Origin of the sequence: Gluconobacter sp. OJA (assembly GCF_039638325.1) — a bacterium.
In the GTDB taxonomy this organism is placed as follows: domain Bacteria; phylum Pseudomonadota; class Alphaproteobacteria; order Acetobacterales; family Acetobacteraceae; genus Gluconobacter; species Gluconobacter cerinus.
Window position 1 is genome coordinate 14,169 of the sequence record NZ_JBDIWI010000002.1, and the last position, 24,002, is coordinate 38,170.

At 53.2% G+C, this 24,002-nt stretch carries 20 protein-coding genes and 1 tRNA gene; 14 read left to right on the forward strand and 7 right to left on the reverse strand.

Annotated elements, in window-relative coordinates; all coding sequences use genetic code 11:
- The first annotated feature begins 6 nt into the window (after positions 1–6).
- Positions 7–507 carry a hypothetical protein gene (locus tag ABDK75_RS10475; RefSeq protein ID WP_346005872.1) on the forward strand — a complete coding sequence of 167 codons (501 nt, stop codon included), beginning with the start codon at positions 7–9 and terminating at the stop codon, positions 505–507.
- A gap of 375 nt (positions 508–882) precedes the next feature.
- Here the strand turns inward: ABDK75_RS10475 and ABDK75_RS10480 are convergent, their stop codons facing one another.
- On the reverse strand, positions 883–1,773 hold the full coding sequence (locus tag ABDK75_RS10480; protein ID WP_346005873.1) for a hypothetical protein: 891 nt from the start codon (positions 1,771–1,773) through the stop codon (positions 883–885).
- Position 1,774: 1 nt separating this feature from the next.
- The gene (locus ABDK75_RS10485; protein ID WP_346005874.1) at positions 1,775–2,803 is read right to left on the reverse strand and encodes a hypothetical protein; all 1,029 of its coding nucleotides are present in this window, start codon (positions 2,801–2,803) and stop codon (positions 1,775–1,777) included.
- Positions 2,804–3,408: 605 nt separating this feature from the next.
- On the opposite strand from ABDK75_RS10485, the gene ABDK75_RS10490 reads away from it, so the two are divergent.
- The 4 genes from ABDK75_RS10490 to ABDK75_RS10505 all read left to right on the forward strand — a co-directional run bounded on the left by ABDK75_RS10490 (position 3,409) and on the right by ABDK75_RS10505 (position 6,147).
- A complete protein-coding gene (locus ABDK75_RS10490) occupies positions 3,409–4,260 on the forward strand; it encodes a tyrosine-type recombinase/integrase (protein ID WP_346005875.1) in 852 nt (283 codons plus the stop codon).
- 42 nt (positions 4,261–4,302) lie between these two features.
- On the forward strand, positions 4,303–4,524 hold the full coding sequence (locus ABDK75_RS10495) for a hypothetical protein (protein WP_346005876.1): 222 nt from the start codon (positions 4,303–4,305) through the stop codon (positions 4,522–4,524).
- Entirely contained in the window at positions 4,497–4,877 is a 381-nt protein-coding gene (locus ABDK75_RS10500; protein ID WP_346005877.1) for a DUF3164 family protein, read from the forward strand. The genes ABDK75_RS10495 and ABDK75_RS10500 overlap by 28 nt, the downstream gene beginning before the upstream one ends.
- A 289-nt stretch (positions 4,878–5,166) precedes the next feature.
- The gene (locus ABDK75_RS10505) at positions 5,167–6,147 is read left to right on the forward strand and encodes a GNAT family N-acetyltransferase (RefSeq protein WP_211496573.1); all 981 of its coding nucleotides are present in this window, start codon (positions 5,167–5,169) and stop codon (positions 6,145–6,147) included.
- Positions 6,148–6,426: 279 nt separating this feature from the next.
- Here the strand turns inward: ABDK75_RS10505 and ABDK75_RS10510 are convergent, their stop codons facing one another.
- Entirely contained in the window at positions 6,427–7,239 is an 813-nt protein-coding gene (locus tag ABDK75_RS10510) for a mechanosensitive ion channel family protein (RefSeq protein WP_211496574.1), read from the reverse strand.
- Between the two features lie 316 nt (positions 7,240–7,555).
- On the opposite strand from ABDK75_RS10510, the gene fdhA reads away from it, so the two are divergent.
- Positions 7,556–8,749 (forward strand): formaldehyde dehydrogenase, glutathione-independent, encoded by a 1,194-nt coding sequence (gene fdhA / locus ABDK75_RS10515; RefSeq protein WP_346005878.1) that lies wholly within the window; start codon positions 7,556–7,558, stop codon positions 8,747–8,749.
- Between the two features lie 76 nt (positions 8,750–8,825).
- Positions 8,826–9,395 carry an NADPH-dependent FMN reductase gene (locus tag ABDK75_RS10520; protein ID WP_346005879.1) on the forward strand — a complete coding sequence of 190 codons (570 nt, stop codon included), beginning with the start codon at positions 8,826–8,828 and terminating at the stop codon, positions 9,393–9,395.
- Positions 9,396–9,470: 75 nt separating this feature from the next.
- Here ABDK75_RS10520 and gltB read toward each other — a convergent pair whose 3' ends face one another.
- From gltB to ABDK75_RS10535, 3 genes are all read right to left on the reverse strand, one after another.
- Positions 9,471–13,991 carry a glutamate synthase large subunit gene (gene gltB / locus ABDK75_RS10525; protein ID WP_346005880.1) on the reverse strand — a complete coding sequence of 1,507 codons (4,521 nt, stop codon included), beginning with the start codon at positions 13,989–13,991 and terminating at the stop codon, positions 9,471–9,473.
- Positions 13,988–15,421 (reverse strand): NAD(P)-dependent oxidoreductase, encoded by a 1,434-nt coding sequence (locus tag ABDK75_RS10530; protein WP_046899753.1) that lies wholly within the window; start codon positions 15,419–15,421, stop codon positions 13,988–13,990. The genes gltB and ABDK75_RS10530 overlap by 4 nt, the downstream gene beginning before the upstream one ends.
- Before the next feature lie 176 nt (positions 15,422–15,597).
- Positions 15,598–16,554, reverse strand: a complete 957-nt coding sequence (locus tag ABDK75_RS10535; protein WP_346005881.1) for a complex I NDUFA9 subunit family protein — start codon at positions 16,552–16,554, stop codon at positions 15,598–15,600.
- Positions 16,555–16,664: 110 nt separating this feature from the next.
- On the opposite strand from ABDK75_RS10535, the gene ABDK75_RS10540 reads away from it, so the two are divergent.
- The 7 genes from ABDK75_RS10540 (at position 16,665) to rpoN (ending at position 22,260) form a co-directional block, all read left to right on the forward strand.
- A tRNA-Leu gene (locus ABDK75_RS10540) sits at positions 16,665–16,751 on the forward strand.
- Between the two features lie 61 nt (positions 16,752–16,812).
- On the forward strand, positions 16,813–17,457 hold the full coding sequence (locus ABDK75_RS10545) for a ribonuclease D (protein ID WP_099210532.1): 645 nt from the start codon (positions 16,813–16,815) through the stop codon (positions 17,455–17,457).
- Positions 17,458–17,478: 21 nt separating this feature from the next.
- Positions 17,479–18,465 carry an SIS domain-containing protein gene (locus ABDK75_RS10550; RefSeq protein ID WP_086634479.1) on the forward strand — a complete coding sequence of 329 codons (987 nt, stop codon included), beginning with the start codon at positions 17,479–17,481 and terminating at the stop codon, positions 18,463–18,465.
- Entirely contained in the window at positions 18,462–19,232 is a 771-nt protein-coding gene (lptC, locus tag ABDK75_RS10555; RefSeq protein WP_202206494.1) for an LPS export ABC transporter periplasmic protein LptC, read from the forward strand. The genes ABDK75_RS10550 and lptC overlap by 4 nt, the downstream gene beginning before the upstream one ends.
- Positions 19,229–20,173, forward strand: a complete 945-nt coding sequence (locus ABDK75_RS10560) for an LptA/OstA family protein (protein WP_211497812.1) — start codon at positions 19,229–19,231, stop codon at positions 20,171–20,173. The genes lptC and ABDK75_RS10560 overlap by 4 nt, the downstream gene beginning before the upstream one ends.
- The gene (lptB, locus tag ABDK75_RS10565; protein WP_046899759.1) at positions 20,170–20,925 is read left to right on the forward strand and encodes an LPS export ABC transporter ATP-binding protein; all 756 of its coding nucleotides are present in this window, start codon (positions 20,170–20,172) and stop codon (positions 20,923–20,925) included. The genes ABDK75_RS10560 and lptB overlap by 4 nt, the downstream gene beginning before the upstream one ends.
- A 9-nt stretch (positions 20,926–20,934) precedes the next feature.
- Positions 20,935–22,260 carry an RNA polymerase factor sigma-54 gene (rpoN, locus tag ABDK75_RS10570; RefSeq protein ID WP_339405551.1) on the forward strand — a complete coding sequence of 442 codons (1,326 nt, stop codon included), beginning with the start codon at positions 20,935–20,937 and terminating at the stop codon, positions 22,258–22,260.
- Positions 22,261–22,262: 2 nt separating this feature from the next.
- Here the strand turns inward: rpoN and ABDK75_RS10575 are convergent, their stop codons facing one another.
- A complete protein-coding gene (locus tag ABDK75_RS10575; protein ID WP_346005882.1) occupies positions 22,263–23,822 on the reverse strand; it encodes a glycosyltransferase 61 family protein in 1,560 nt (519 codons plus the stop codon).
- Positions 23,823–24,002 lie beyond the last annotated feature (180 nt).

Below are 24,002 nucleotides of genomic sequence, written 5' to 3' on the forward strand. Positions count from 1 at the left end.
ATGCAAATGACTACTGCCGCTGAGGCAACTCGACCAATTGAAGACGCCGTCCCCATGCAGGGGGCCTGGAAAAACCGCATCGCTCTGGCTGAACTAGAGCAAGGAAAAGACAGACCACCGACAAACGTCCTGCGCCGTGGAGCTGGCCTCTACGGCTTGCTGCGCTCCGGCACCATCACACAGCGCCACGTCGATGCCGCCCAAAGATGGGCCCGTGACTTCGAAACCGGCATCATGGGCGCCGAAGACCCCGAACGCCGTGGATCTGGTGGCGGAGACATTCACGACATGCTTATCGCCCGTTCTGCCGCTGAGGCTCGGTGTGAGAGCGTTCGACGCACCCTAGGGCGCTATGCGTCGGATCTGCTCACCTTGTTGGTGCTAGACGGTCTATCAATTGGGAAGATCGCCGAGCATTATGCAAAGAACCGTCAGGGAATGACTGGCGCAGTTGAACTGCTATTGGAGCAAGTGGCGGACTATTATGAGAGCAATTTAGTGCATTAAAGAGTTATCCGGCTGCGAAGAGATCTAAGAGCCATTGATTGGCGCCTTGATTGCGTGATTTCAGACGCAGGAAACGGTGATCGTTGATCCTGTCCTGGGAGTGTCTTGTCGTACCATATGAGCAGGAAAGAGCACTTACAAATCCACAATCTGTTAAGATGCCTTGAACAAGATATTTAGCCCACTCAAACGTGCCAGGCGATCTTGAACATCAAAGAAGCCTGGCTGCTTTAGCACATTCACTTATCATCACAGATTATAGACTAAATCGCACCAATTTTACCAAACTAAGAAATTGCGCCATACTCCAACTATAAACTTAATGATTTACCATGTGCCTCTCATATAAATCTATTATGAACGAAAAATTAAATATTATATATACTTCCTTGAAAGAGCCCTAATTACCTCTGACAAAACAAGAGAGAACCATTTAATAGATTGATCTATTATTATATGAAAAAATCTATCTGCCCCCCCGATCGCTCCCAAGTTAACATTTTTTTCTTTAATTCTATAATGAAAAATTCTATTCCTGCAGGTTACAATGAACTTTGCCATGTCATTAAAATGAACATGAAAAAGTATATCCCCATCTTCTTCAAATACTAAACTCCTAATATGAGGTTTTATACATATATTTATTTGATTTTTTATTTCCCTTATGAATTCTAATTCGTTTCCAGATATATCAAAATCGAAAGTCAGATCCTCTAAAATGCTACCTTTGGATAATTCTGGAATAGCTTTCTGAAGAACCGCCAATTCTCCGTCTTTTTCATTCGTTATGAGCGCACGTAAAAAATCATGGCTCGTCTGAAATCCTCGTTGAGTACTGGCATAAATCATAGGAAATGCCACAGACATGAGTTCGAGAATTCTGTATAAATATAGAAAACTTTCTGTATATCTTTTATTTTTTTTATTCACCAAACATAACAACAACTCATCTCTGAGTTTGCAAAAAAAATCACTTTCAGATCTGGATAGATTTACCACAAGATCTTTATAATCATCAATACTAATAGAATCTGAAAATAATAAATTGAATATATTTTTAGGATTTGAACTTCTCCACGATTTTCCGATAAATTGATTTTCACTTAAATTGATAATTTTTTCAGAATTAGGAAATCTAACATTTGCACTACCTGTAAGAATTCTAAATATTTCATGAACACAGCAACCATTCTGATTAAATACAAATGGAATTTCTGGACAATACAATCCAACATTTGGCTCAATCAATTGAAGTTTAACAGACATTTTAGTCTACCAAGGTTGCTTCGAGGAAAACATTCTGCAGATCTTCAACATCCAAATCATAGTATTGCTCTATCTTCTCAAAAAATAATTTTGATAATTCTCTACGGAATTTTCCAACATTGATTTTAGAGGAATTCATGGCGCTAAAAGCATCATCAAACAAAGAAGATGCCCTCTCGAAATCTTCTGCCGACATTTTATCTATGTAAGAGAATCCTTTTTTTACACCTACCGAAAATCCTATTAGATTATTTGCAAGACGTAGCCAGTTTTTTGATTTCTCATTCGATGAAAATTTATCAATCAAACTCAAAATTTGATCGAAATTTACATCAGAGTCTTCTAGATTAGCCTCCATCACTTTACCGACTAGAATTTCATCAAGTTTAGACTCAATAATTCTTGAGTTTTCATTATTAACACTGTTTGTCAAAAAGGCTGTGTATGCAGCAGCTATATCGGCACGCTTGAATGATCCTGGAAATTTAGCTGCTTCGGTCTCTTTTTCAGAAACAATTTCTATACTTAAGTTTCCAGTATCTATTAACCCTTTAGTTAGCATCTCAATTTGATGCCTTGCCGTCATAGGTTTTTGACCATTATTAAGTGTAATCATTCGGTAGAGAAGCAGATCATATCGCTCAGCGATTATAACATTTAAATATAATGGACGCTCTGGGTTGAACTTCTCATCACTTTCAGCTTCTTTTAATGTAGTTAACCTTTGCATACCATCCAAAACATATCCTTCGGATATATTTCTCGAGACAAATTCTTGTATTTGAATTTGATCCGTTATGCTTGCATAACGCTTATCAACAAAAGCAAGAGTTATTGGCGGCATTAGACATCCTTTAAGAATATCTTTCTGCAAACGCTCATAAAATTTCCTGCGCTGAACCTTTCTTTGTTCACTAAACTTATCTAATAATGGTAATAGGTTTTTAAGTGCATATCTATATTCAGTAGCCCCCTGAGAGACTGAACTTTTAATTACTTCATCACGACTAGAGTTAAAAAGTTGAATCATTTAGTAAAATCCTTATGAAGATTTGTAAAAAATTACCAATTATTTTTTTTATTGCAACATAAATTTTTGGCAAATTACACTATGAATATATCTTGGATGTCTATTGAGAATTTTAATGAAACGTTTGAATTTTTATATCATAGATGCGTTATCTGGTGATAAATTTAGACAATTCTGTTGACCTGAAACAGGAACATACATTAAATATGTAAAATCTGCTGATATTTACGACTGACCTAGGGTCAATAGCTTTTCGTACAGACGTTGTACCTTCCCAAAAGATGAGTGAGCAATGCAGATACTCGGACTTTCGGGCATAGGTTATTTGTGTGCTGTCGTTACGCATAGCACTAATGCTGCCCGACCCTGAGTCCTAAACCAGATGATCGCAATCGAAAGAAAGGCGGATCGCCTTCTGATTGATCAAGGAAAAAGCCGACACAATAACCCGGAGTTATCTGACAAGCCTATCAGGACAGAGTGTCGGATAACCCTCTGGATGGGTTCATAACCCGTCAGATAATACCTGTTATCTGACGGTTTTTCAGGGTCTCCGCAGGATCGGAAACCTTTATAATTCAATTACTTGTCGGAGAGTTGGGCCAATGGCGCCAGCGACGGACGCGAAAAGGCCCCGTATCTCTGATGACGATCGCCTCGTGAATATGTGGCTCCACAACCGGTCTGCGAACACGTCCCGCGCCTATCGTGCGGATGTGGACGCGTTCCGCCAGTGGACAGGCAAGCCGCTTGCGGATGTTGTCCTGGATGACCTGCAAGGCTGGTTTGACAGCCTCACAGGATCAGACGCCAAGCGCCGGCGAAAGCTGGCATCCGTCAAATCAGCTCTGGCCTTCGGGGTCCGCGTTGGTTTTCTGGATGTGGACGTTGGCGCAGCGCTTCGCCTGGAGCGTGGACGCGATTGTCTCAGTGAGCGGATCCTCACAGAAGAGGATGTAAAGCGCATCATCGAGCAGGAGCCCTGCCCGCGAAAGCGGGTCGCGCTCCGCGTTCTGTATTTCATGGGGCTGCGCATCTCAGAGATGTGCGCCCTCAAATGGCGAGACATGACACGGCGTCAACAGGGAGGCGTGGCCTCCGTGTTCGGCAAGGGAAACAAGACACGGCATGTGCTTGTCCCTGCAAAGCTGTGGAAAGAGATCGTGGCTGTGAGAGCAGACAACTGGCGTCCCGATACGCCTGTCGTCCCCGGTCACGATGGGAGCCCGCTTCACTTGAGAGCGGCACATCGCCTCGTGAAGCGGGCGGCGAAGCGTGCCGGATTGCCTGATGCCTCTGCGCACTGGTTCCGGCACGCCCATGCCTCACACGCATTGGACAACGGCGCACCCGCCCATGTTGTCCAGCAGACTTTGGGACATTCCGACCTGAAGACCACCACACGATACGCCCACGTCCGAGAGGGCGATGGCGGCGGCAATTACCTGAAAGACTGACGCCTCACGAAGCGGCGGCGTCGGCCATTATTGGAGAGCGCTATGAGCACCCGATACCGACGACGCCCTGAAACACCAGCCGAGATCCGGGCCGAGCATGTGGACTTCTGGACCCGCGCAGCCGAGCGCTACGAACGCACGGCGCACCATGTCCGGATGCCAGGAATGAAGATCTGGGCCGCTGCCGGGGCACGCAGCGCCCGAGCATCTGAGGCCAAGCGCAAGCGAGAACAGGCATGCGCCACAATCCCGACGATTACATGAAGGATTCCGCTGGACGCCTTGTCCCGCGTGCGAACGTGAAGCCGGAAGACCTTCTCCAGGACGAACTGGTCAAGAAGCTCTTCGAGCGTGCCCGTGCCATTCGTGAGCTGATGCGCCAGTTTCGTGAGGATGCGGACAGCGATATCCGGGGTTTTCTGGACCTTCTGGCTGAACAGTATGGAGCCAAGAAAGGCGGTGCGAAGGGAAATCTGACGCTGTCGACCTATGACGGCTGCGAGCGCGTGACCATCGCCATCGCTGGCACCATCACGGTCGGTCCTGAACTCCAGATCACCGAGCAATTCGAAATTATCGCCGGCACCCTACGCAGACGTATCGCATCTGAAGGATAGGAGAAAACAAGCGTAAAAAAGGGGCGAAACCCATGAGACACCAGGTCCAATTCGGCCCTGTAGAAAATGGGCCCATAACGCCTGCAACAAATCGCGCATGGATCACGTCCAAAACCGTCGATGAGACTTTCGGTCCAGCTGTCAGCGCTTCACCTTTTTTGACCATCCTGATTGGCACGAATTACTCTTCCACCAAGTGAATTTGGCATAATTATTTTTTATATGAAACTGTCTGTTAATTTTTGTCGGGTTGAGAAATAAGTACCGAGCCTACAGCTCGAGTCACAGTATGAAGATGCTTACATCTCCCCTTCAGTTTACTCCGTCGTCTCTCCCCTCAGAGCATTCGATTTTTCATGAAAACTGGTGGCTTTCGGCGGCCACTGATGACCAATGCGACAGAATTGAAATTAAAAACAACGGCGCAATTGTTTCTGATTTCAGTTTTTACAAAAAAACGCATTTCGGAATGAAGTATATCATCCCACCGCCCTACACGCGTACTTTAGGGCCTCGGTTTTTTCTTCCTGCCTCAAAAGCGTTTCGTCGATCTCAAAAAATAAGAAACATCGTTTCTGAGCTCATAGAAGCCCTGCCAAAATACGATCATCTGAAAATCAGTCTGGACCCGTCAGACGAGGCTGCCTTCGCATTTTCCATCTCGGGGCTACAAATCAGAAATGCTTTTACATTCCGGGTCGACAAAAATACCTCTCCTTGTGTCGTTCTCGAACAATGCGATCAGAAAACGAGAAATCTCATTCGTTCAGCAGCACAAAAACTAGATGTTGTTCAGAGTACAGATATTGAAGACTTCATCCAGATGTCTTTGATTGACCAGCCACACTCGAAAAACAGTCATGATTTTCCAAGAATGACTAAGATTTTTGAGGCTTGCTTATTACGTAATCAAACATGCGTCTTAAGTGCGTATGGTGAGAAAAATCAGAGGGTGTCTTCGTGTGTTCTGATCTGGGACGATAAAAATCTCTATTTCTGGCAATCCGCGCGCGACCGTTCCTTTTCCACGCCGGGCGCGAACATGCTCCTGATCTGGGAAGCCCTGAAACTCTCAGCGTCCAAAAACCTGACTTTTGATTTTGATAGTTTTGCATCTGTTCGTGCTGCAAAAATGCTTGCCAGCTTCGGTCAACCTCCCGTTATCAGACCACAGGTCATCGGATCGTCAGTTCGGTATCAATGGGAGCGTGCTGCCAATTCAACTCTTATTTTTCTAAGAGATAGCTGGAAAAATAAATTGGCATCCTGAAGTCCGGGAATGAACACTCAAGATCAAGATTTAGGTTTGACACCCGACGTTTTACGCGTTGCTTCTCCGTGATAGAAATTTGATGGTTTGACCCGATAAGAAACTGTTTTTAAAGACTTTATCTAGTACGTCGGATCCACACACCAATTTCAGAAATCGCCGTCTTAAACCGTGTGAGTTTTCCTGAGCAGAACAACGGCGCTGCGTTCTTAATGGAACACGCTCCAAAGACCATAACGCGGCCTGCCCAGCATAATCCTGAACAGGCCTCGAAAAGGTTCAAGCAGCAGTGCGGGCCGTAACACCCAGACGGAAGCCTTCTTTCTTCAGCGCCTGAATGGATGCCTCAGAGTACTTGGCAACCAGCGGCGTTACGTTACCCGGTGCGCACCAGAAGCCCAGCGTCACGGCGACATTGGCCGGACGAGGCAGAAACGAAACGGATGGCGCGGGCGTTTTGAGAACCAGAGCGTCATTTTCAAACAGCCCCAGAAGCAGTGCACGAGCCTTGTCGATATCGTCGTTGTAATCAATCAGCAGACTGACCGACGCCAGAAGTCGCTCTGACTGCGAGCTGTTGATGACAACATTGTTCGAGAGCGTCCCGTTCGGCACATAGACGATGTCATTGCTGGCATCCTGCAGCACGGTGCGGAACATCTCGATCGAAACAACCGTTCCGGTATTACCCGCTGCGGTAATGGAATCACCGACCTTGAACGGACGGAACAGCAGGATCAGCACGCCACCCGCAAAGTTGGCAAGACTGCCCTGAAGCGCCATGCCAACAGCCAGGCCAGCCGCGCCCAGAACTGCGACGAAGGACGTCGTTGCAATGCCAACCATCGAAGCAACGCTGATCAGCAGAAGCGCCTTCAGCAGCAGCCCGACGACACTGAGCAGAAAGCCCCGGAGGGTCGGCTCAATGTTGCTGGCAGCCATCATGCGGCCCATCCCGCGCGTGACCATGTTGATGATGGACCAACCCACCAACAGCACGATAATCGCCAGAACAAGCTGCCCGACGTAACTCAGAAGAGTGGGAAGCCAGCCATAAAACTGTCCCCACAATGTATTGACGTGATTTTCCATGAACCCCTCTGTCGCTCGTTCAGTTGGCACAGCCGTGCCTACAGATGGCTCACAGGGTAGTGGGCTTCTATGGGCGGCTTCAAGTCTGGCTTGAAAAGTTGGTCACCTCTTAATTCACAAATCATCCGGCTCAGAAGGTGGCCGCAGACGAAGGACAGGAAATTCCCATCACGTTCGAGCGAGAGGCGCGTCTGTAGCCCTATGTCACGGTTCCAGAGCACGCGGCGAACGTTGAGGCCCTTGTACGACAACATTTCGTCGTGCCGGGCGACCCCGGCCGCAAGGGATGGCCGCTGCCCGAACCTGGAGAGAAGCCATGTCTGACGAAAACAGAGGGGTCATTTATCTCGGCCCCAATCATGTTGAAGTCCAGCGGATCGACGACCCCAGAATGGAAACACCCGATGGCCGGAAGATTGACCACGGCGTCATTCTCAAGGTCGTCTCCACCAATATATGCGGCTCCGACCAGCATATGGTCCGAGGCCGTACAACAGCACCGTCCGGACTGGTCCTCGGCCACGAAATCACCGGCGAAGTCATCGAAACCGGATCGGATGTCGAGATGGTCCGCAAGGGCGACCTAGTCTCCGTTCCCTTCAACGTCGCCTGTGGGCGATGCCGATGCTGCCGGGAACAGCACACAGGCGTGTGCCTGACGGTCAATGCGAGCCGCGCGGGTGGCGCCTATGGCTATGTGGATATGGGCGGATGGATCGGCGGACAGGCCCGCTACGTCATGGTCCCTTATGCCGATTTCAATCTGCTGCGCTTCCCTGACAAGGCCCAGGCACTTGAGCGCATCAGAGACCTCACAATGCTGACCGATATTCTCCCCACTGGCTTTCATGGCGCCATCAATGCCAAGGTGGGTGTGGGATCAACGGTCTATATCGCAGGCGCCGGGCCAGTCGGTATGGCCGCAGCAGCATCGGCACGCATTCTTGGGGCTGCTGTTGTCATGATCGGCGATTTCAATCCTGAGCGCCTCGCCCACGCAAAGGCGGTCGGGTTTGAACCTATCAACCTCCAGAACCATAACCGGCTCGGAGACCTTATCGAACAGGTCATCGGGACACCGGAAGTCGACAGCTTCATCGATGCCGTCGGTTTTGAAGCCAAAGGATATGACGGAAAGGAACAACCAGCCGTCATCCTCAATCAGGCCATGGAAGTCACCCGTCCAGCCGGTGCCATCGGTATTCCGGGCCTGTACGTAACGGAAGATCCGGGCGCCCATGAAGCTGCGGCGCAGAAAGGCAACCTGACACTCCGGCTGGGTCAGGGCTGGGCCAAAAGCCAGTCGTTCCACACCGGGCAAACACCCGTTCTGAGATATAACCGACAACTGATGCAGGCCATTTTGCATGGACGCCTGCCCATCGCAGATATCGTCAACGCCACCGTGATTTCACTGGAAGACGCGCCACGCGGCTATCATGACTTCGACAACGGCGCGCCTCGCAAATTCGTTCTAGATCCTCACGGGATGCTGAAAAACGCAGCCTGACTCCTGCTTTGTGTCATGATCTGTTCTCCTTCGGGTCATGACAACAAAAACCCGACTCTTTGACGGAGACCAGTCCATGCCCAACGACACGCCTCTGCATTTCGTCACCCTGCTCGGAAGCCTCCGCAAAGCCTCCTTTAACGCGTCGGTTGCGCGCGCCTTGCCCGAACTTGCGCCGGAAGGGGTTTCCATTACTGCGCTCGGATCAATCGGGGATTTTCCGCATTACAACGCAGATGTTCAGGACGCAGGTTTTCCAGCCCCCGTTCTGGCCATGGCGGAACAGATCCGGGCTGCAGACGGCGTCATTATCGTGACGCCTGAATATAATTATTCCATTCCCGGCGTATTGAAGAACGCCATCGACTGGCTCTCCCGCGTAACGCCTCAACCTTTTAGTGGAAAACCCGTCGCCATCCAGACGGCGTCCCCCGGGATGATCGGAGGGGCCAGAGCGCAATACAACCTCCGACAGAATATGGTGTTTCTGGACGCCTTTGTTCTTAACCGCCCAGAGGTCATGATTGGCATGGTCGCAGGGAAAGTAGATCCGGAAACGCTGAAACTGACTGACGAACCTACCTGCAAGTTCATTGCCGGCCAGATCGTTGCCCTTGCTGCATTAGCTCGAAAGCTTCGGAACTGACCCCACAGAAGGTAAAAGAAAGCCCCGCACCAGAAACCTGATGCGGGGCTTTCAGACTTTAATCAATCGAAGCAATCAGGCTGAAAGCTTGGACAGATCTTCCTGCACATAGCCAATGACCTTGGCATATTCGCGGGGAACGATGTGCCAGAACTGCTCCAGCGTATGCTCCCAGCAATGCAGCAGGTCCGCGGCGTAAGTGCTGTCCGTTTCTTCCACATGCTGCTCGACCAGCGTGCGCAGTTCCACATCCCAGCGGCTACCCGGCTGCACGCGGTTCCACATCACCGTGTCCGGATTGATGCGGGATTCAAAACGGTTCTTCGGATCAAGCACATAGGCCATGCCGCCCGTGAAGCCGGCACCGAAGTTATCGCCCGTTTCACCGAGGATCACGACCTTGCCACCGGTCATGTACTCGCAACCGTTCGAGCCACAGCCTTCAACAACAGCCGTCGCACCGGAGTTACGAACCGCGAAACGCTCACCAGCCTGACCCGCCGCAAAGAGCTTGCCACTCGTTGCACCGTACAGGACCGTGTTGCCAATGATCGCATTCTCTTCCGAACGCCACTGAGACGCCGGAGACTGACGCACAACGATTGTCGCACCCGAAAGCCCCTTACCGACGTAATCGTTGGAATCCCCTTCCACGATCATCTTCAGCCCCTGCACCGCGAACGCACCAAGGGACTGACCAGCCGACCCACGAAGCGACAGCGTAAGCTGGCCTTCCGGCAGTTCGTGCATCCCGAACTGACGGGTGATCATGCCGGAAATACGCGTCCCGATCGCACGATGCGTGTTCTGCACGTTGTAGTGCAGATGCAGCTTCTCACGACGCTCGAACAGCGGGATCGCATCGGCCACGATCTGTGCATCCAGCGTTTCCGGAACCTCGTTACGGCCCTCACGGGTGCAGTAACGCGCATGTTCACCCGGATCGGCCTGCACCAGCAGGGAGTTCAGATCCAGATCGTCCAGATAATCCGCACCGCGGGAGACCTGACGCAGCATGTCCGTGCGGCCAATGACGTCCTTCAGGGAGCGAACACCCAGATCGGCAAGGATATGGCGAATGTCTTCAGCAATCAGCGTGAAAAGGTTGATGACCTTCTCCGGTGAGCCCTCGAACTTCGCACGCAGCTTTTCGTCCTGAACGCAGACGCCGACAGGGCAGGTATTGGAATGGCACTGACGCACCATGATGCAGCCCATGGCCACCAGCGCGGCCGTACCAATACCGAACTCTTCCGCACCCAGCATCGCCGCCATGACCACGTCACGGCCCGTCTTGATGCCGCCATCCGTCCGCAGCACCAGACGATGGCGCAGACGGTTGAGCATCAGAACCTGATGCGCTTCGGACAGGCCCATTTCCCACGGCAGACCCGCGTAATGGATCGAAGACTGCGGGCTGGCACCCGTACCACCGGAATGACCGGAGATCAGGATGGCATCGGCCTTCGCCTTCGCCACACCCGCCGCAATCGTGCCGATACCCGTCCGGGCAACCAGCTTCACGGTAACGGTTGCCGTCGGATTGACCTGCTTCAGATCATAAATGAGCTGGGCCAGATCCTCGATCGAATAGATGTCGTGATGCGGTGGCGGAGAGATCAGTGTCACACCCGGCGTCGCATGACGCAGGCGGCCAATCAGCTCCGTGACCTTGAAGCCCGGAAGCTGTCCACCCTCGCCTGGCTTCGCGCCCTGGGCCATCTTGATTTCGATCTCGCGGCAGTCATTCAAATACTGCGCGGTGACACCGAACCGGCCTGACGCCACCTGCTTGATCGCGGAAGACGCATTGTCCCCGTTCGGGCGCGGCTTGGAACGCTCAGCGTCTTCGCCACCCTCACCGGAATCAGACTTCGCGCCAATCCGATTCATGGCAATCGCCAGCGTCTCATGCGCTTCCGGGCTCAGGGCACCCAGCGAAATGCCCGGCGCGACAAGACGACGACGGATCTGCGTGATGCTTTCAACCTCGTCCACCGGGATCGGTGCATGAGGGGCCTTGAAATCCAGCAGGTCACGCAGCGCAACCGGCGGCATCTGACGCACGGCATCCGCGTAACGGCGATACAGCGTGTAGCTGTTGGCCGAAACCGCACTTTGCAGCATGTGCACAAGCTGGCCGGAGAACGCATGCGTCTCTCCCTGACGACGCAGCTTGTAGCGACCACCGACCGGAAGCGCTTCAACCTTCTGATCCCACGCAGCCGCATGAGCCTTCAGGATGTTGCGGGCGATCCCCGGCAGACCAATGCCGGAAATACGCGACGGCATGCCTGGGAAGAACTCGGCCACCAGCGCACGGGACAGACCAATGGCTTCGAAGTTGTAACCGCCGCGGTAAGCCGAGATGATGGAAATCCCGAACTTGGACATGATCTTGAGCAGACCCTTGTCCACCGCCTTGCGGTAACGTTCCATCGCCTCACGCATCGTCATCTGGCCAAACAGGCCACGACGCAAACGGTCTGCGATGCTGTGTTGGGCCAGAGCCGGGTTCACCGTCGTCGCACCAACACCGATCGTCACGGCAATAGCGTGAACGTCGATAGCACTGGACGTCCGCACGTTCAGGGACGTGAACGTCCGTAGGGAATGACGCACAAGGTGAACATGCACGGCAGCCGTCGCAAGGATCATCGGCACGGCCACACGATCCGGCCCTGTGTTCTCATCCGTCAGGAACAGATGGGTGCAACCGCCACGGACATGATCTTCCGCCTGAACCCGGATGGACGCGATCGCCGCACGCAGCCCTTCTTCGCCGTCCTCAACCGGGAAAGTACAGTCGATCAGGGCAGCGTTCTCACCGCAGACTTTCCGCAGTTCATCAAACTCACCAACCGTCAGAACCGGGCTGGGAAGCTGAAGCAGATCGCACTGTTCCGGGCGCTCGTCGAGAATGTTCCCCAGATTACCCAGACGCGTAATCAGGCTCATCACCCGTGTTTCACGCAGGGAATCAATCGGCGGGTTCGTAACCTGACTGAAGCCCTGACGGAAATAATGCGACAGACCACGGTAGATCTTGGACAGAACCTGAAGCGGCGTGTCGTCACCCATGGAGCCCAGGGCTTCGGCAGCCGTCTCGACCATCGGGTGAAGGATGGTTTCCAGCTCTTCATGCGTCAGGCTGACGGCCATCTGCTGGCGACGCAGCACGTCTGCGGCCATACCTTCCGGCTCGACCACATCCCGCACGATCGGCTCGATATTGCGGATGCGCTTGACCCAGGACTGGAAATCCTGACGGGAGGCCAGCATTTCAAGCAGTTCATCCGGCTGGTAGAGGCGACCTTCCTTGAGGTCGAGCGCCAGTGTCTGCCCCGGACCAAGCCGCCCGCGACGCTGAATGCGCGCTTCCGGCACGCGGACCATACCCGCTTCCGAACCCACGATCAGCAGGTTGTCATTCGTGATGGAATACCGCAGCGGACGCAGACCCGCACGATCCAGCCCTGCAATGACCCAGCGGCCATCCGTTGCACAGACCGCAGCCGGGCCATCCCACGGCTCGATGACCGCGTTGCAGTAGCGGAACATGGCGCGCGCGGCCGGAGAAATCGCGGAGTTCGCACCGCTGGAGGCCGGAATGAGCATCATCTTGGCCATCGGCGCGCTGCGGCCACCGAAGGTCATGAGCTCGAAGACGTTATCCAGCGCCGCCGTATCCGAACCCGCAGCCTGCACGACCGGTTTCAGATCATCCATGTAAGGGTCGAGCGCCGCATGTGACAGGCGCGTTTCGTGCGACCGCATCCAATTGGTGTTGCCGGAGATCGTGTTGATCTCACCGTTATGCGCCACCTTGCGGAACGGCTGGGCCAGCTTCCAGGTCGGGAACGTGTTGGTCGAGTAACGCTGATGGTAGATCGCGAACCGCGAGACGAAGCGCTCGTCCAGAAGATCCGGATAGAAGTCCGTCAGGTTCTCGGCCAGGAACATGCCCTTGTAGATGACCGAACGACAGGACAGCGAACAGATATACAAATCCACCTGCTGACGGGTCGCCTGCTTCTCGATGCGACGACGCAGCACATACAGATCACGCTCGAACTCGTCTTCCGAGCGAGCCAGCGTATTGCGGATCATGATCTGTTCGATTTCGGGGCGCGTCTGGTTGGCTTTCTCGCCAATGCAGGCCGTGTCGATCGGCACCTGGCGCCAGCCATAGATTCCGTAGCCGAAGTTCAGAACCTCGGTTTCGATGATCTGACGGCCAGCTTCCTGCGACGCCAGATCCGTCTTCGGCAGGAATACCATGCCAACGGCAATGCGGCCGTCGATCGTGTCATCGCTGGAACTGTTATGAATGGCTTCGGCAAAGAAATCCTGCGGGATTTCAACATGAATGCCCGCACCATCGCCCGTCTTGCCATCTGCATCGACAGCACCACGATGCCAGATGTTGCCCAGAGCTTCGATGCCAGCTTTCACAACAGCGCGGGACGGCTTGCCATCCAGAGCAGCCACAAGGCCCACACCACAGGAATCGCGCTCCTGCGTCGGGTCATACAGACCTTTCAGGCGCTCGACGTTCTCAGTGTATTCGCGGATGAAATCAGTGTTCTGTGTCATTCCGCGGCCTCCAGCGCCAGGGTCTCGGTCAGAGAAAGATGAATTGCATCAGCCGCATCACGGCCGTCCTTGATGGCCCAGACAACGAGGCTCGCACCACGGACAATGTCGCCACCAGCGAACACGCCTGGCAGGCTCGTCTGGAAGCCGCCCGGCGGAACCGTCAGCGTGCCCCAGCGCGTCACGGCGAGCTCCGGCTGCTGCCACTGACCCGGCAGATCTTCCGGGTCGAAGCCCAGCGCGCGGATCACGATGTCGCCTTCAATAATGGAATGCTGGCCCGTGCCTTCGATGGAGCGGCGGCCCGTGGCATCCGGTGCACCAAGACGCATTTTCAGCACCTTCACACCTTCAACCGTGCCTTCGCCTAGAAACTCTTCCGGCGCAGCCAGCCACTCGAAGTTCGCGCCTTCTTCCTCGGCGTTGTAAACTTCCTGACGGGAGCCCGGCATGTTCGCACGGTCACGGCGATAAACGCAGGTAACCTTCTCGGCGCCCTGACGGATAGACGTCCGAACGCAGTCCATGGCCGTATCGCCACCACCGATGACAACAACACGACGGCCCTTGGCATGAAGTGCTGCATCTTCACCGGGGTCTTCGTCATATCCACGACGGTTCGAGGCCGTCAGGAAGTCAATTGCATCCACAACGCCGTTCAGGTCAGCACCCGGCACATCCACGGAGCGCGAACGATACACGCCCGTTCCAAGGAACACCGCGTTATGACGCGTCCGCAGATCATCCAGTGACGTCTCCCCCTCACCCGCACCGATTGGGGTGGAAAGGTGGAAGATGATGCCCTGCTCTTCCAGCAGCTTGTGACGACGGGCCACGACATGCTTTTCCAGCTTGAAGCTCGGAATACCGTACGTCAGCAAGCCGCCCACACGGTCCTGACGTTCATAGACATGAACCTCATACCCACGTGCCCGCAGACGCTCCGCACAGGCCAGACCGGCAGGCCCGGAACCCACGACGCCAACACTGACTTTGAGTTCACGATCCGGCAGACGCGGCTGCACCCAGCCCTGCTCAAAAGCATTTTCCGTAATAAAGCGTTCGACAGCACCGATCGTGACGCTCTCGAACCCCTTCTGGATCACGCAGTTGCCTTCACACAGGCGATCCTGCGGGCAGATGCGACCGCAGATCTCCGGGAAGGTATTGGTAGCCGAAGACATCTCGTAGGCTTCCTGCAAACGGTCTTCTGCCGTCAGCTTCAGCCAGTCCGGAATGTTGTTACCAAGAGGGCAATGCACGGAGCAGAACGGAATTCCACACTGAGAGCAGCGAGAGGCCTGCTCTTCAGCGCGGCTCATCGCAAACCCACGGTAAATCTCTCCAAAGTCTGCACGACGCTCAGCAGCGTCACGCTTCTCCGGAAGGATCTGTGGGTGATTGACGAACTGCAACATCCGTTCGGCCATGCGCCGTGTCTCCTAAAAACAGAACGCACGCCAAGCGTACGAAATTTGTGGAATACCAGCTATTCCGTGAGTTTGCGCGATAATAGTCAGTAATGCTTACCAATATAAAAAAACCGACCTCATAACGTCACTTTTCTTGCGTCAGTGTCACATTTTATAGGTCCGATACGGACCAATCAGGCTTTTAGCTGGCGATAGAGCTTACAGATGCTTCCATTCAGATACCCCGGAGCCACCATTCCCAGTGATGCAGGATGGATTCCGAGTGCCTGCAAGGTCTCAGCTCCCGGCTGCACGACATTATCGACAGACATCATGGCCACCTGGTCTCGCGTCAGCAGATGGCCGGGCAACTTCTCCAGAACAGTCGCTTCAAGGCGGGCTACCACTTGCGGGATCGGGAGCAGAATTCTTTTACGACCCGACGCTTCGAGTACGAACGCCATAAGCTCACGCATACTCAGGATATCGGGACCACCGGCCTCAACGGTTAGGCCTGCATTCTCCGGCTGCAGAAGTCGTAGCGCTGCTTCTGCAACATCTTCCACAAATACCGGCTGATAATATGTGCGACCGGCAAAAACCGGCAAAACAGGCGATAGCGCTGCGATCAAGGCAAACAGATTAAAGAAACTGTCGTCCGTCCCGAACACCACAGACGGGCGAAGCAGACGCGCATCAGGAAAAACGTCCCGTACGACACCTTCTGCAGCCGCTTTACTCCGGCCATATGCCCCTGGAGACGTCAGAGAAGCACCAATGGCGGACATATGAACGTAATGCTTCACACCCGCCAGATGAGCCCGCACCGCTGCGAGCCGAGCGCCCTCAACATTAATGCGATGCAGAGTCTGCACATCTGGCGTCATGACAGAGACAAGATTGACGACAGCATCCACACCATCAAACAGACGATCAAGCTGCGCTGCATCATTGACCGACGTTTTCAGGAACTCGACGCGCCCTGTTCCACGCGCCTTTCCAAGCCCCTGAATTTTTTCGGGATTCTGACTTCCCACACGAACGACATGCCCGGTGGCAACCAGTTTTCTCACCAGGCTGCGCCCGATAAAACCACCACCACCAATGACAGCGACCTTCTGCTGCCCCGTACCCGAAAAAAGTTTTTCCATTTCCCTGTTTTCTTTCATTCCAACTGTTGACGCTCTCATTCAGTCAATGTAAACGCCTCTTCACCAATCCGGGATGCCTCAGGAAACTGAAAAAACCCGGTGCTTTCTGAGCCCAGATGGCGGAATTGGTAGACGCGCAGGTTTCAGGTACCTGTGTCCGAAAGGACGTGGAAGTTCGAGTCTTCTTCTGGGCACCACAGACGGTCAGGTTCATAAGAACCTTCCCCTCTGAGTTCTTAAAAATTCGGTGACAACAAAATGAGCCAGCAGAACGCCATCCATCTTCATGACGGCGACCTGCCGGAAGATTTTGATATTGGCCCTGTTGTCGCCATAGATACCGAGACCATGGGTCTCAATCCCTACAGAGATCGCCTCTGCCTTGTGCAGCTTTCCGCCGGTGACGGTGAAGCACATCTCGTGCAGATCAAGCCTGTCTCCATGGGCGGCCGTGGCTACGATTGCCCTAATCTCAAAGCCTTCCTTTCGGATGACTCGATTACCAAGCTGATGCACTTCGCCCGCTTTGACGTGGCCGTGCTCCAGAAAGCCTTCGACATCACGATTTCTTCTGTCATCTGCACCAAGATCGCTGCCCGCCTCGTCTACACGTTCACGGACCGTCATGGACTGGCCTATCTATGCCGCGACCTGCTTGGCGTCGAGATCAGCAAGCACCAGCAGAGCTCGGACTGGGGCGCTGAAACCCTGACGGACGATCAGAAGCGCTATGCTGCATCTGACGTGCTTTATCTCCATGCCCTGTGGGACAAGCTTGAAGCCATGCTGATCCGGGAAGAGCGGCGGGAGCTGGCTCAGGCCTGCTTTGACTTCCTTTCAGCGCGCACCCGTCTGGATCTTCTGGGCTACGACGAGCCCGACATCTTCGCACACCGCGCGTAATCGCCTACACTGCGCCCCGACATGATAAACCCGGCTACCTCGCCCCTTCCCTCGGCCCTGCACACTCTTGCTGTCGAGCGACAGGGGCTTGAAGCGCTCGAAAGCGCCCTCGGCGGCTCTCTAGGGCAAGCTTTTAGCCACGCCATTGAGCGAATCCTTCTCTGTTCTGGCCGGCTGATTGTCACAGGGATCGGGAAGTCGGGTCATATTGGTCGCAAGATCCAAGCCACCCTTGCCTCTACCGGAACTCCCTCTCTTTTCGTGCACCCCGCAGAAGCCGCGCATGGTGATCTGGGCATGGTGGCGGCAGGTGATGTCATCCTTGCTCTCTCGAATTCCGGCGAAACCACAGAACTTGCCGCAATTCTGTCGTATGCGTCGCACAGACAGCTGGATGTGATTGCCATAACATCCGTCGAAACCTCGGCTCTGGCCCGCGCCGCCAAGATTGCTCTGGTTCTCCCTCCCGCCAGAGAAGCCTGCCCCATGGGGCTGGCACCAACCACGAGCACGCTTCTTCAGCTTGCCCTTGGAGATGCGCTGGCCATCGCCCTTCTGGAAAAACGCGGCTTCACAGCCAACGATTTCAGCGTGTTTCACCCAGGCGGACGTCTGGGCGCGCGTTTGCGCCCGGTGCGGGAACTTATGCACACCGGAGAGGCCCTTCCACTTGGGGAAAAATCTCTCTCGCTTCGTTCGGTCATTCTGGAAATGACTCACAAAGCCTTTGGCTGCATGGGCGTGACGGACGAGAATGGCGCGCTGTGCGGTCTCATCACGGATGCGGATCTCCGACGGGCCCTCCACAGCGATCTTGACACGACCACGGCGGAAGAGGTCATGAATCTCTCTCCAACCACGACAGCCCCCTCGACCCTGGCACAGGACGTCCTTCTCCTTATGAATGCACGCTCCAAACCGATCACGAGTCTTTTCGTCGTTGGCGAGGACGGACGCCCACAGGGCATCATTCACCTGCACGATCTTCTGAGGGCGGGCCTGGCATGACCGACTCGTCCAAGGATGACAAACGCCCCAAACGGGACGACTTTTCAGGAAACCGGAGCGAAAGCCTCGCCAAGCTTGATGCCCTGCGCCGTGCAGCATTCCAGAAAGTACGAACCGCCCCAAATCCGGAAGAGCTAGCCCGCCGCCGCTCTCTTCTGGGGTTCGCCAAATGGGCACTCCCGGGGCTTGCACTTGTTCTGCTGAGTTCAATTGCGGCGTGGCCCGAGATCTCTCATCTCGTCAATCAGAACCGTGCTGCTCTGAAGGAAATGGCCCGTCTGCGCGTTGAGAGCGGCAATATGGAAAATGCTGTCTATCGCGGCCTGGACGCCCATAATCACCTGTACATGATCACGGCACGCGTTACGCATCAGGAAGGCCCGGACCGTGTAGATCTGGTTGATCCGGTGGCGGATATCGAGCTGGCAGGTAATTCCTGGGCGCATATCAAGGCGGACCGTGGCGTCTACATGCAGCACGAGCAGACCTTGAATCTGGACGACAACGTGGTGCTTTACCGCGATGACGGGACGCTCATGAACGGCCCTTCCGCCGATATGGACCTGAAGCAGGACGTTATTGCATCCCGCGACTGGGTCCATGCCGAGGGCCCATTTGGCAAGCAGGACGCGCAGGGCTATTTCCTGGACCAGCATGCAGGTATCATGCAGTTTACAGGGCCGGGTCTGACGGTCCGCAACGACGATAACGGCCCCCCTTCCATGGCGGCCCGCCTCCGCCAGGAAGGAGCCAAGACAGAGAAATGATGAGCCGCATCGCCAGACTGCTTCCCGTTGCAGGACTTCTCCTCGCCACTACCGCCACACCTGCCGCTTATGCGGATGGGCTGGATATGTCTCACGGCGAGGCCGTTAAGCTGTTCTGGAAAAGCGAGGAAATTTACGACCGGAACGCCCAGACAGTTACCTTGACCGGCGGTGCCCGCGCCGTACGAGGGGATGTAACGGTCGATGCCGATACGCTGATTGGCTATCTGCGCAAGAAAGCGGCTCCACAGGGACAACCAGCCACCCCGCCGCCGGCCGCAAATGGGCAGACGGGTGAAGCCGACCCGATGGGTGGCTCCCTTGAGCTGTACCGCATCGAAGCCCGCGGTCACGTCCATATCTATAACCAGACGGACCAGGGCTGGGGCGACCGTGCCCTCTACGACATGGATCAGGCCGTCATGGTCATGACCGGTAAGAACCTGAAGCTTACGACGCCGCAGGATGTGCTCACTGCACGTGACGTCATGGAATATCATTCCAAGACCCGCATGTCGGTCGGGCGTGGAAACGCAACTGTCACCACCAATGACGGGCGCCAGATCAAGGCTGACGTGCTGGTCTCTTTCAGTGCACCGGACTCCCCTGCACCAGCAGGACAGGCCCAGGCTGCGAAAAGCGACGGCAGCCCTCTCGGTGGCGGTTCTTCCAAACTGGATCGTGCCTATGGCTGGGGCCATGTCGTGCTGCGCACCCCGACCCAGACAGCAACCGGGGACAGAGGCGTTTATGTCTTTGCCAGCCAGATCGCACGCCTGATCGGCCACGTGCATGTGACACAGGGTCAGAACCAGAACAACGGGTCTCAGGCTATCGTCAACATGAAGACCGGCATTGCCACGATGCTGCCAGGATCTGACTCTCCTATTCAGGGACTAGTCGTTCCAAACGAAGCCAACAGCAGCCAGGCACCAAAGTGACAGACACATCCCCCTCATTTCCCGTGCTCCAGACCGGTCTGGTCGCCAGCGGGATCGGCAAGACCTACAAAAAGCGGGCTGTCGTCAAAAACGTGTCCATTCAGGTTCAACGCGGTGAGGCTGTTGGCCTCCTCGGACCGAACGGCGCAGGCAAGACGACAAGCTTCTACATGATCGTAGGACTGGTCCAGCCAGACACGGGCACCATTACGCTGGATGGCGCAGACATCACCCAGTTGCCGATGTATCGACGGGCGCGTCTGGGCGTTGGTTATCTGCCACAGGAAGCCAGCATTTTCCGCGGACTGAATGTCGAACAGAACATCATGGCTGCGCTGGAAGTGATCGAATCCGATCCGGAAAAGCGCGAAACGATGCTGAACGGCCTTCTCGCCGAGTTCGGCATCACGCATCTGCGTCACTCGCCGTCCCTGGCCTTGTCCGGCGGTGAACGCCGTCGTCTGGAAATTGCCCGCGCCCTGGCAAGCCAGCCGAACTATATCCTGCTGGATGAGCCTCTAGCCGGTATTGATCCAATTGCCGTGGGCGAAATTCGCGATCTTGTGTCTCACCTCAAGGATCGTGGCATCGGCGTGCTGATTACGGACCATAACGTCCGCGAAACGCTCGAAGTCATTGACCGCGCCTACATCATGCATGGCGGTCAGGTTCTGATGGAAGGTACCCCGGAGGCCATCGTCGCCAACGAAGATGTGCGCCGGGTCTATCTTGGAGAGAACTTCTCGCTCTAATCTGACGGGATGCTCAGTCCCGGTCTGATACAGCGCCAGTCGCAGTCGCTCGTCATGACGCCACAGTTGCGTCAGGCGATTGCGATGCTGCAACTGGGCCATCAGGAACTGACGCAATCACTTCAGCAGATTGCGGAACTGAACCCTCTTCTCGTTCTGGACTCCACGGACCCTGCTCCCAACACAGAGCCCGCAGATCCTGCATCTGAATTGCACGACGATGACCCTGAACGATTTACGTCGGGTTCGGAACGACCGGAGACTGCGGCCCCCGGCCCCACACTTCATGATGACCTGATTGCCCAGATCCATCTCCGGTTTCCCGTCCAGCAGGACTGTGCCGCCGCGCTTTATCTTCTGGCTTGCCTCGATGAGGCCGGACGATTGCCGGAAGCAATTTCAGGCCTTGCGGTCGAACTTGGGGTCGAGCCCACTGCTCTTGAGACTATCCGCCAAGTTCTGATGCGACTGGAGCCTGCTGGTCTTTTTACACGCTCCTTGGAAGAGTGCCTGGCGGTCCAGCTGGAACAGAAAAATCGGCTAGATCCTGCCATGAAAATTCTTCTGGCTAATCTCGATCTTTTAGCCCGAAGGGACTGGCGGCTGCTCCGTCAGAAGTGTCAGCTCGAACAGGACGACCTGCTCGATATGCTGACAGAAATTCAGGCTCTTAATCCCAGACCGGGCTTTGATCCGCGCCAGCCAGTCTCCCCCATTCAGCCAGACCTGATCCTCCGCAAAAATGGCCAAGGGTTCCGCCTGACATTTAATCATCGTCTGCTGCCCCACTGTCACGTGGATCTGGAGATACAAAGCGCGCTCGACAGTTCAACAGACGCCGGGCGACAGCTTCTTGCTTATGCAAACGAGGCCAATGCTGTCATCCGCGCGCTGGAAATGCGTCGCCAGACTATTCTGAAGATTGGAGCCGAGATCGTCCGTCAGCAGGCGGCGTTCTTTGAAGAGGGCCTCGCTGCTCTCCGCCCGCTCACCATGCGCGACCTCGCCACCGGCGCAGATGTCCATGAAAGCACGGTCAGCCGGGTTGTGAACGGGAAGTACATAGATACACCCCGCGGCATTCTTCCGCTTCGTATGTTTTTCTCTACGGCTCTTCAGGCCAGCGATGGCTCCACACAGAGTGCCAGCGCCATTCAGCACCGTATCAAAACGCTGATCGCTTCAGAAGGCGATGACATCCTGTCAGATGATGCCCTGACGACCCAACTTCAAAAAGAAAGGTTCGCCATCCAGCGCCGGACAGTGGCAAAATATCGGGAAGGCATGGGGATCGCAAAATCCAGCCGGAGGCGACGCCTGAGGAAAGATCATTAATTTTAATTCCTTAAGCTGAAATCCAAATCTTTAATAGCATCTCTAAGTATTGGATACCGGAGAGATACATCGTATATATCTCCGCTTTCGGCTAAATCTTGAAGACCATTTATAATTTCTGCTAATCGACCAGAATATTCCAAGAAATCATTTGGCTTTAGAAAAAAACTCTCCCATTTTTTTACTTCTTGAGCATCGCCATGCAGACATAACCCCACTTGAGAGGGAGGTGCTTTCAGCCATGTTTTTGTACGCAAGTCCTGTAATGCAAGCCCACCGTTAAAACTATCTCCCTTATAAACCAGAACTGGAGCAGCTTTATTTTCTTTAACAACCATCAGCATAGGTGCATCGTCATCTTGTGCTACCAAAAAAATATATTTACCCAATGTAATAGCCAGAACATTAACATCGTTTTTTAATGGACTTCTTGAGTACATTAGCTCACTAGGACAATGCAGAACAATCGGATCACCATTTTCTGCATAAATATTATTTATTTTTAAAATTTCGTTTTTTGGAAGAAAGTTTTTATCATTTAATTGATTACAACTTATACTAGATAACCGCGAGAGCAATTCATCAGCTACAGCAGAAGGATCAGACAGGCTAAATGTTATCCGAAAATTTGGAGGACTTTCGCAACGGATGATCTGACTTTCTTTTACATATTTTATAGAGGCGCCATGAACGGCATCCATCAAATGATAGGAACGCCGAGGAGATTTTGTTGGACACAATATCACTGCATGCGGCTTATCCACAAAAATAGAGGCATGAAAAGCCGATCCGATCAAGCCCAGTGATGGTCGATGCAAAGCTGCGATTTGCGTAGCAACAGAACATTCTTCGGGATAAATTATATTAACTCCAAATTTAGAAAGAGCATCCATCAAAGAATATTCGTTAATAACCTTTAGGGTTCCATATTCTATATTGTTTCTAGAAAAATAAACCGCCCCATCTGGAAGAGGAGATGCGTGTCGTATTGCGGTAGCACCTACTTTCTGACAAGCTAAAGCGTAAACTTTATATACGAAACCATCCTCACTAAATGCTTGACCAGGAACGACTAGATTTTCTACCACTACAGGGTATTTCGAAATAATAATTTGCTCTTTTTCGACTCCCGCGTAATTTAAAAAATCACGCATCCAAGTTTTTTCATATATTTCTTCTACACTAAGATTACTGTGAAATAATATTTTATCGTTTTTCTTTCCATAAAGTATATAATACCACAAAATATTAAAGCACTCTGTTATAAAATGTCCGTAGTGATTTCCAATAGCTCCGCCGTAAATTGCGTGCCCTATACGAGGTCGCGACTTTGATGCCATTAAATTCGTTAAAAGAGGCTGAGTTTTCAGAATTGATGGTATTCCATGAAAGTGAGCATTACTTAAGAGCTGACGCCCGGTTTCATCGTATAAACCGAAAGAATTATCGCCTCCCCCTCCAAAATTAGGGACATACAAGATATTCCGACGCAAAAATACTTCCGGCTCCCCGGGGAATACAGAATTTTCAATTCCCTCACATTCAATATCTGAAATACTCATAATTATTTATATTCCTTTATTTCAATAGTTAATTAACTATTCACATTGTGATCATGTATATAGTTAAAAAATACCCATCTCTAATAAATTATCTATTTTTATCACCCCATTAATGAATCTATCAAGAGGGGAATAATTAATTTTAGTCATAATATAGTTATTCTTGACGTCATCAATCAA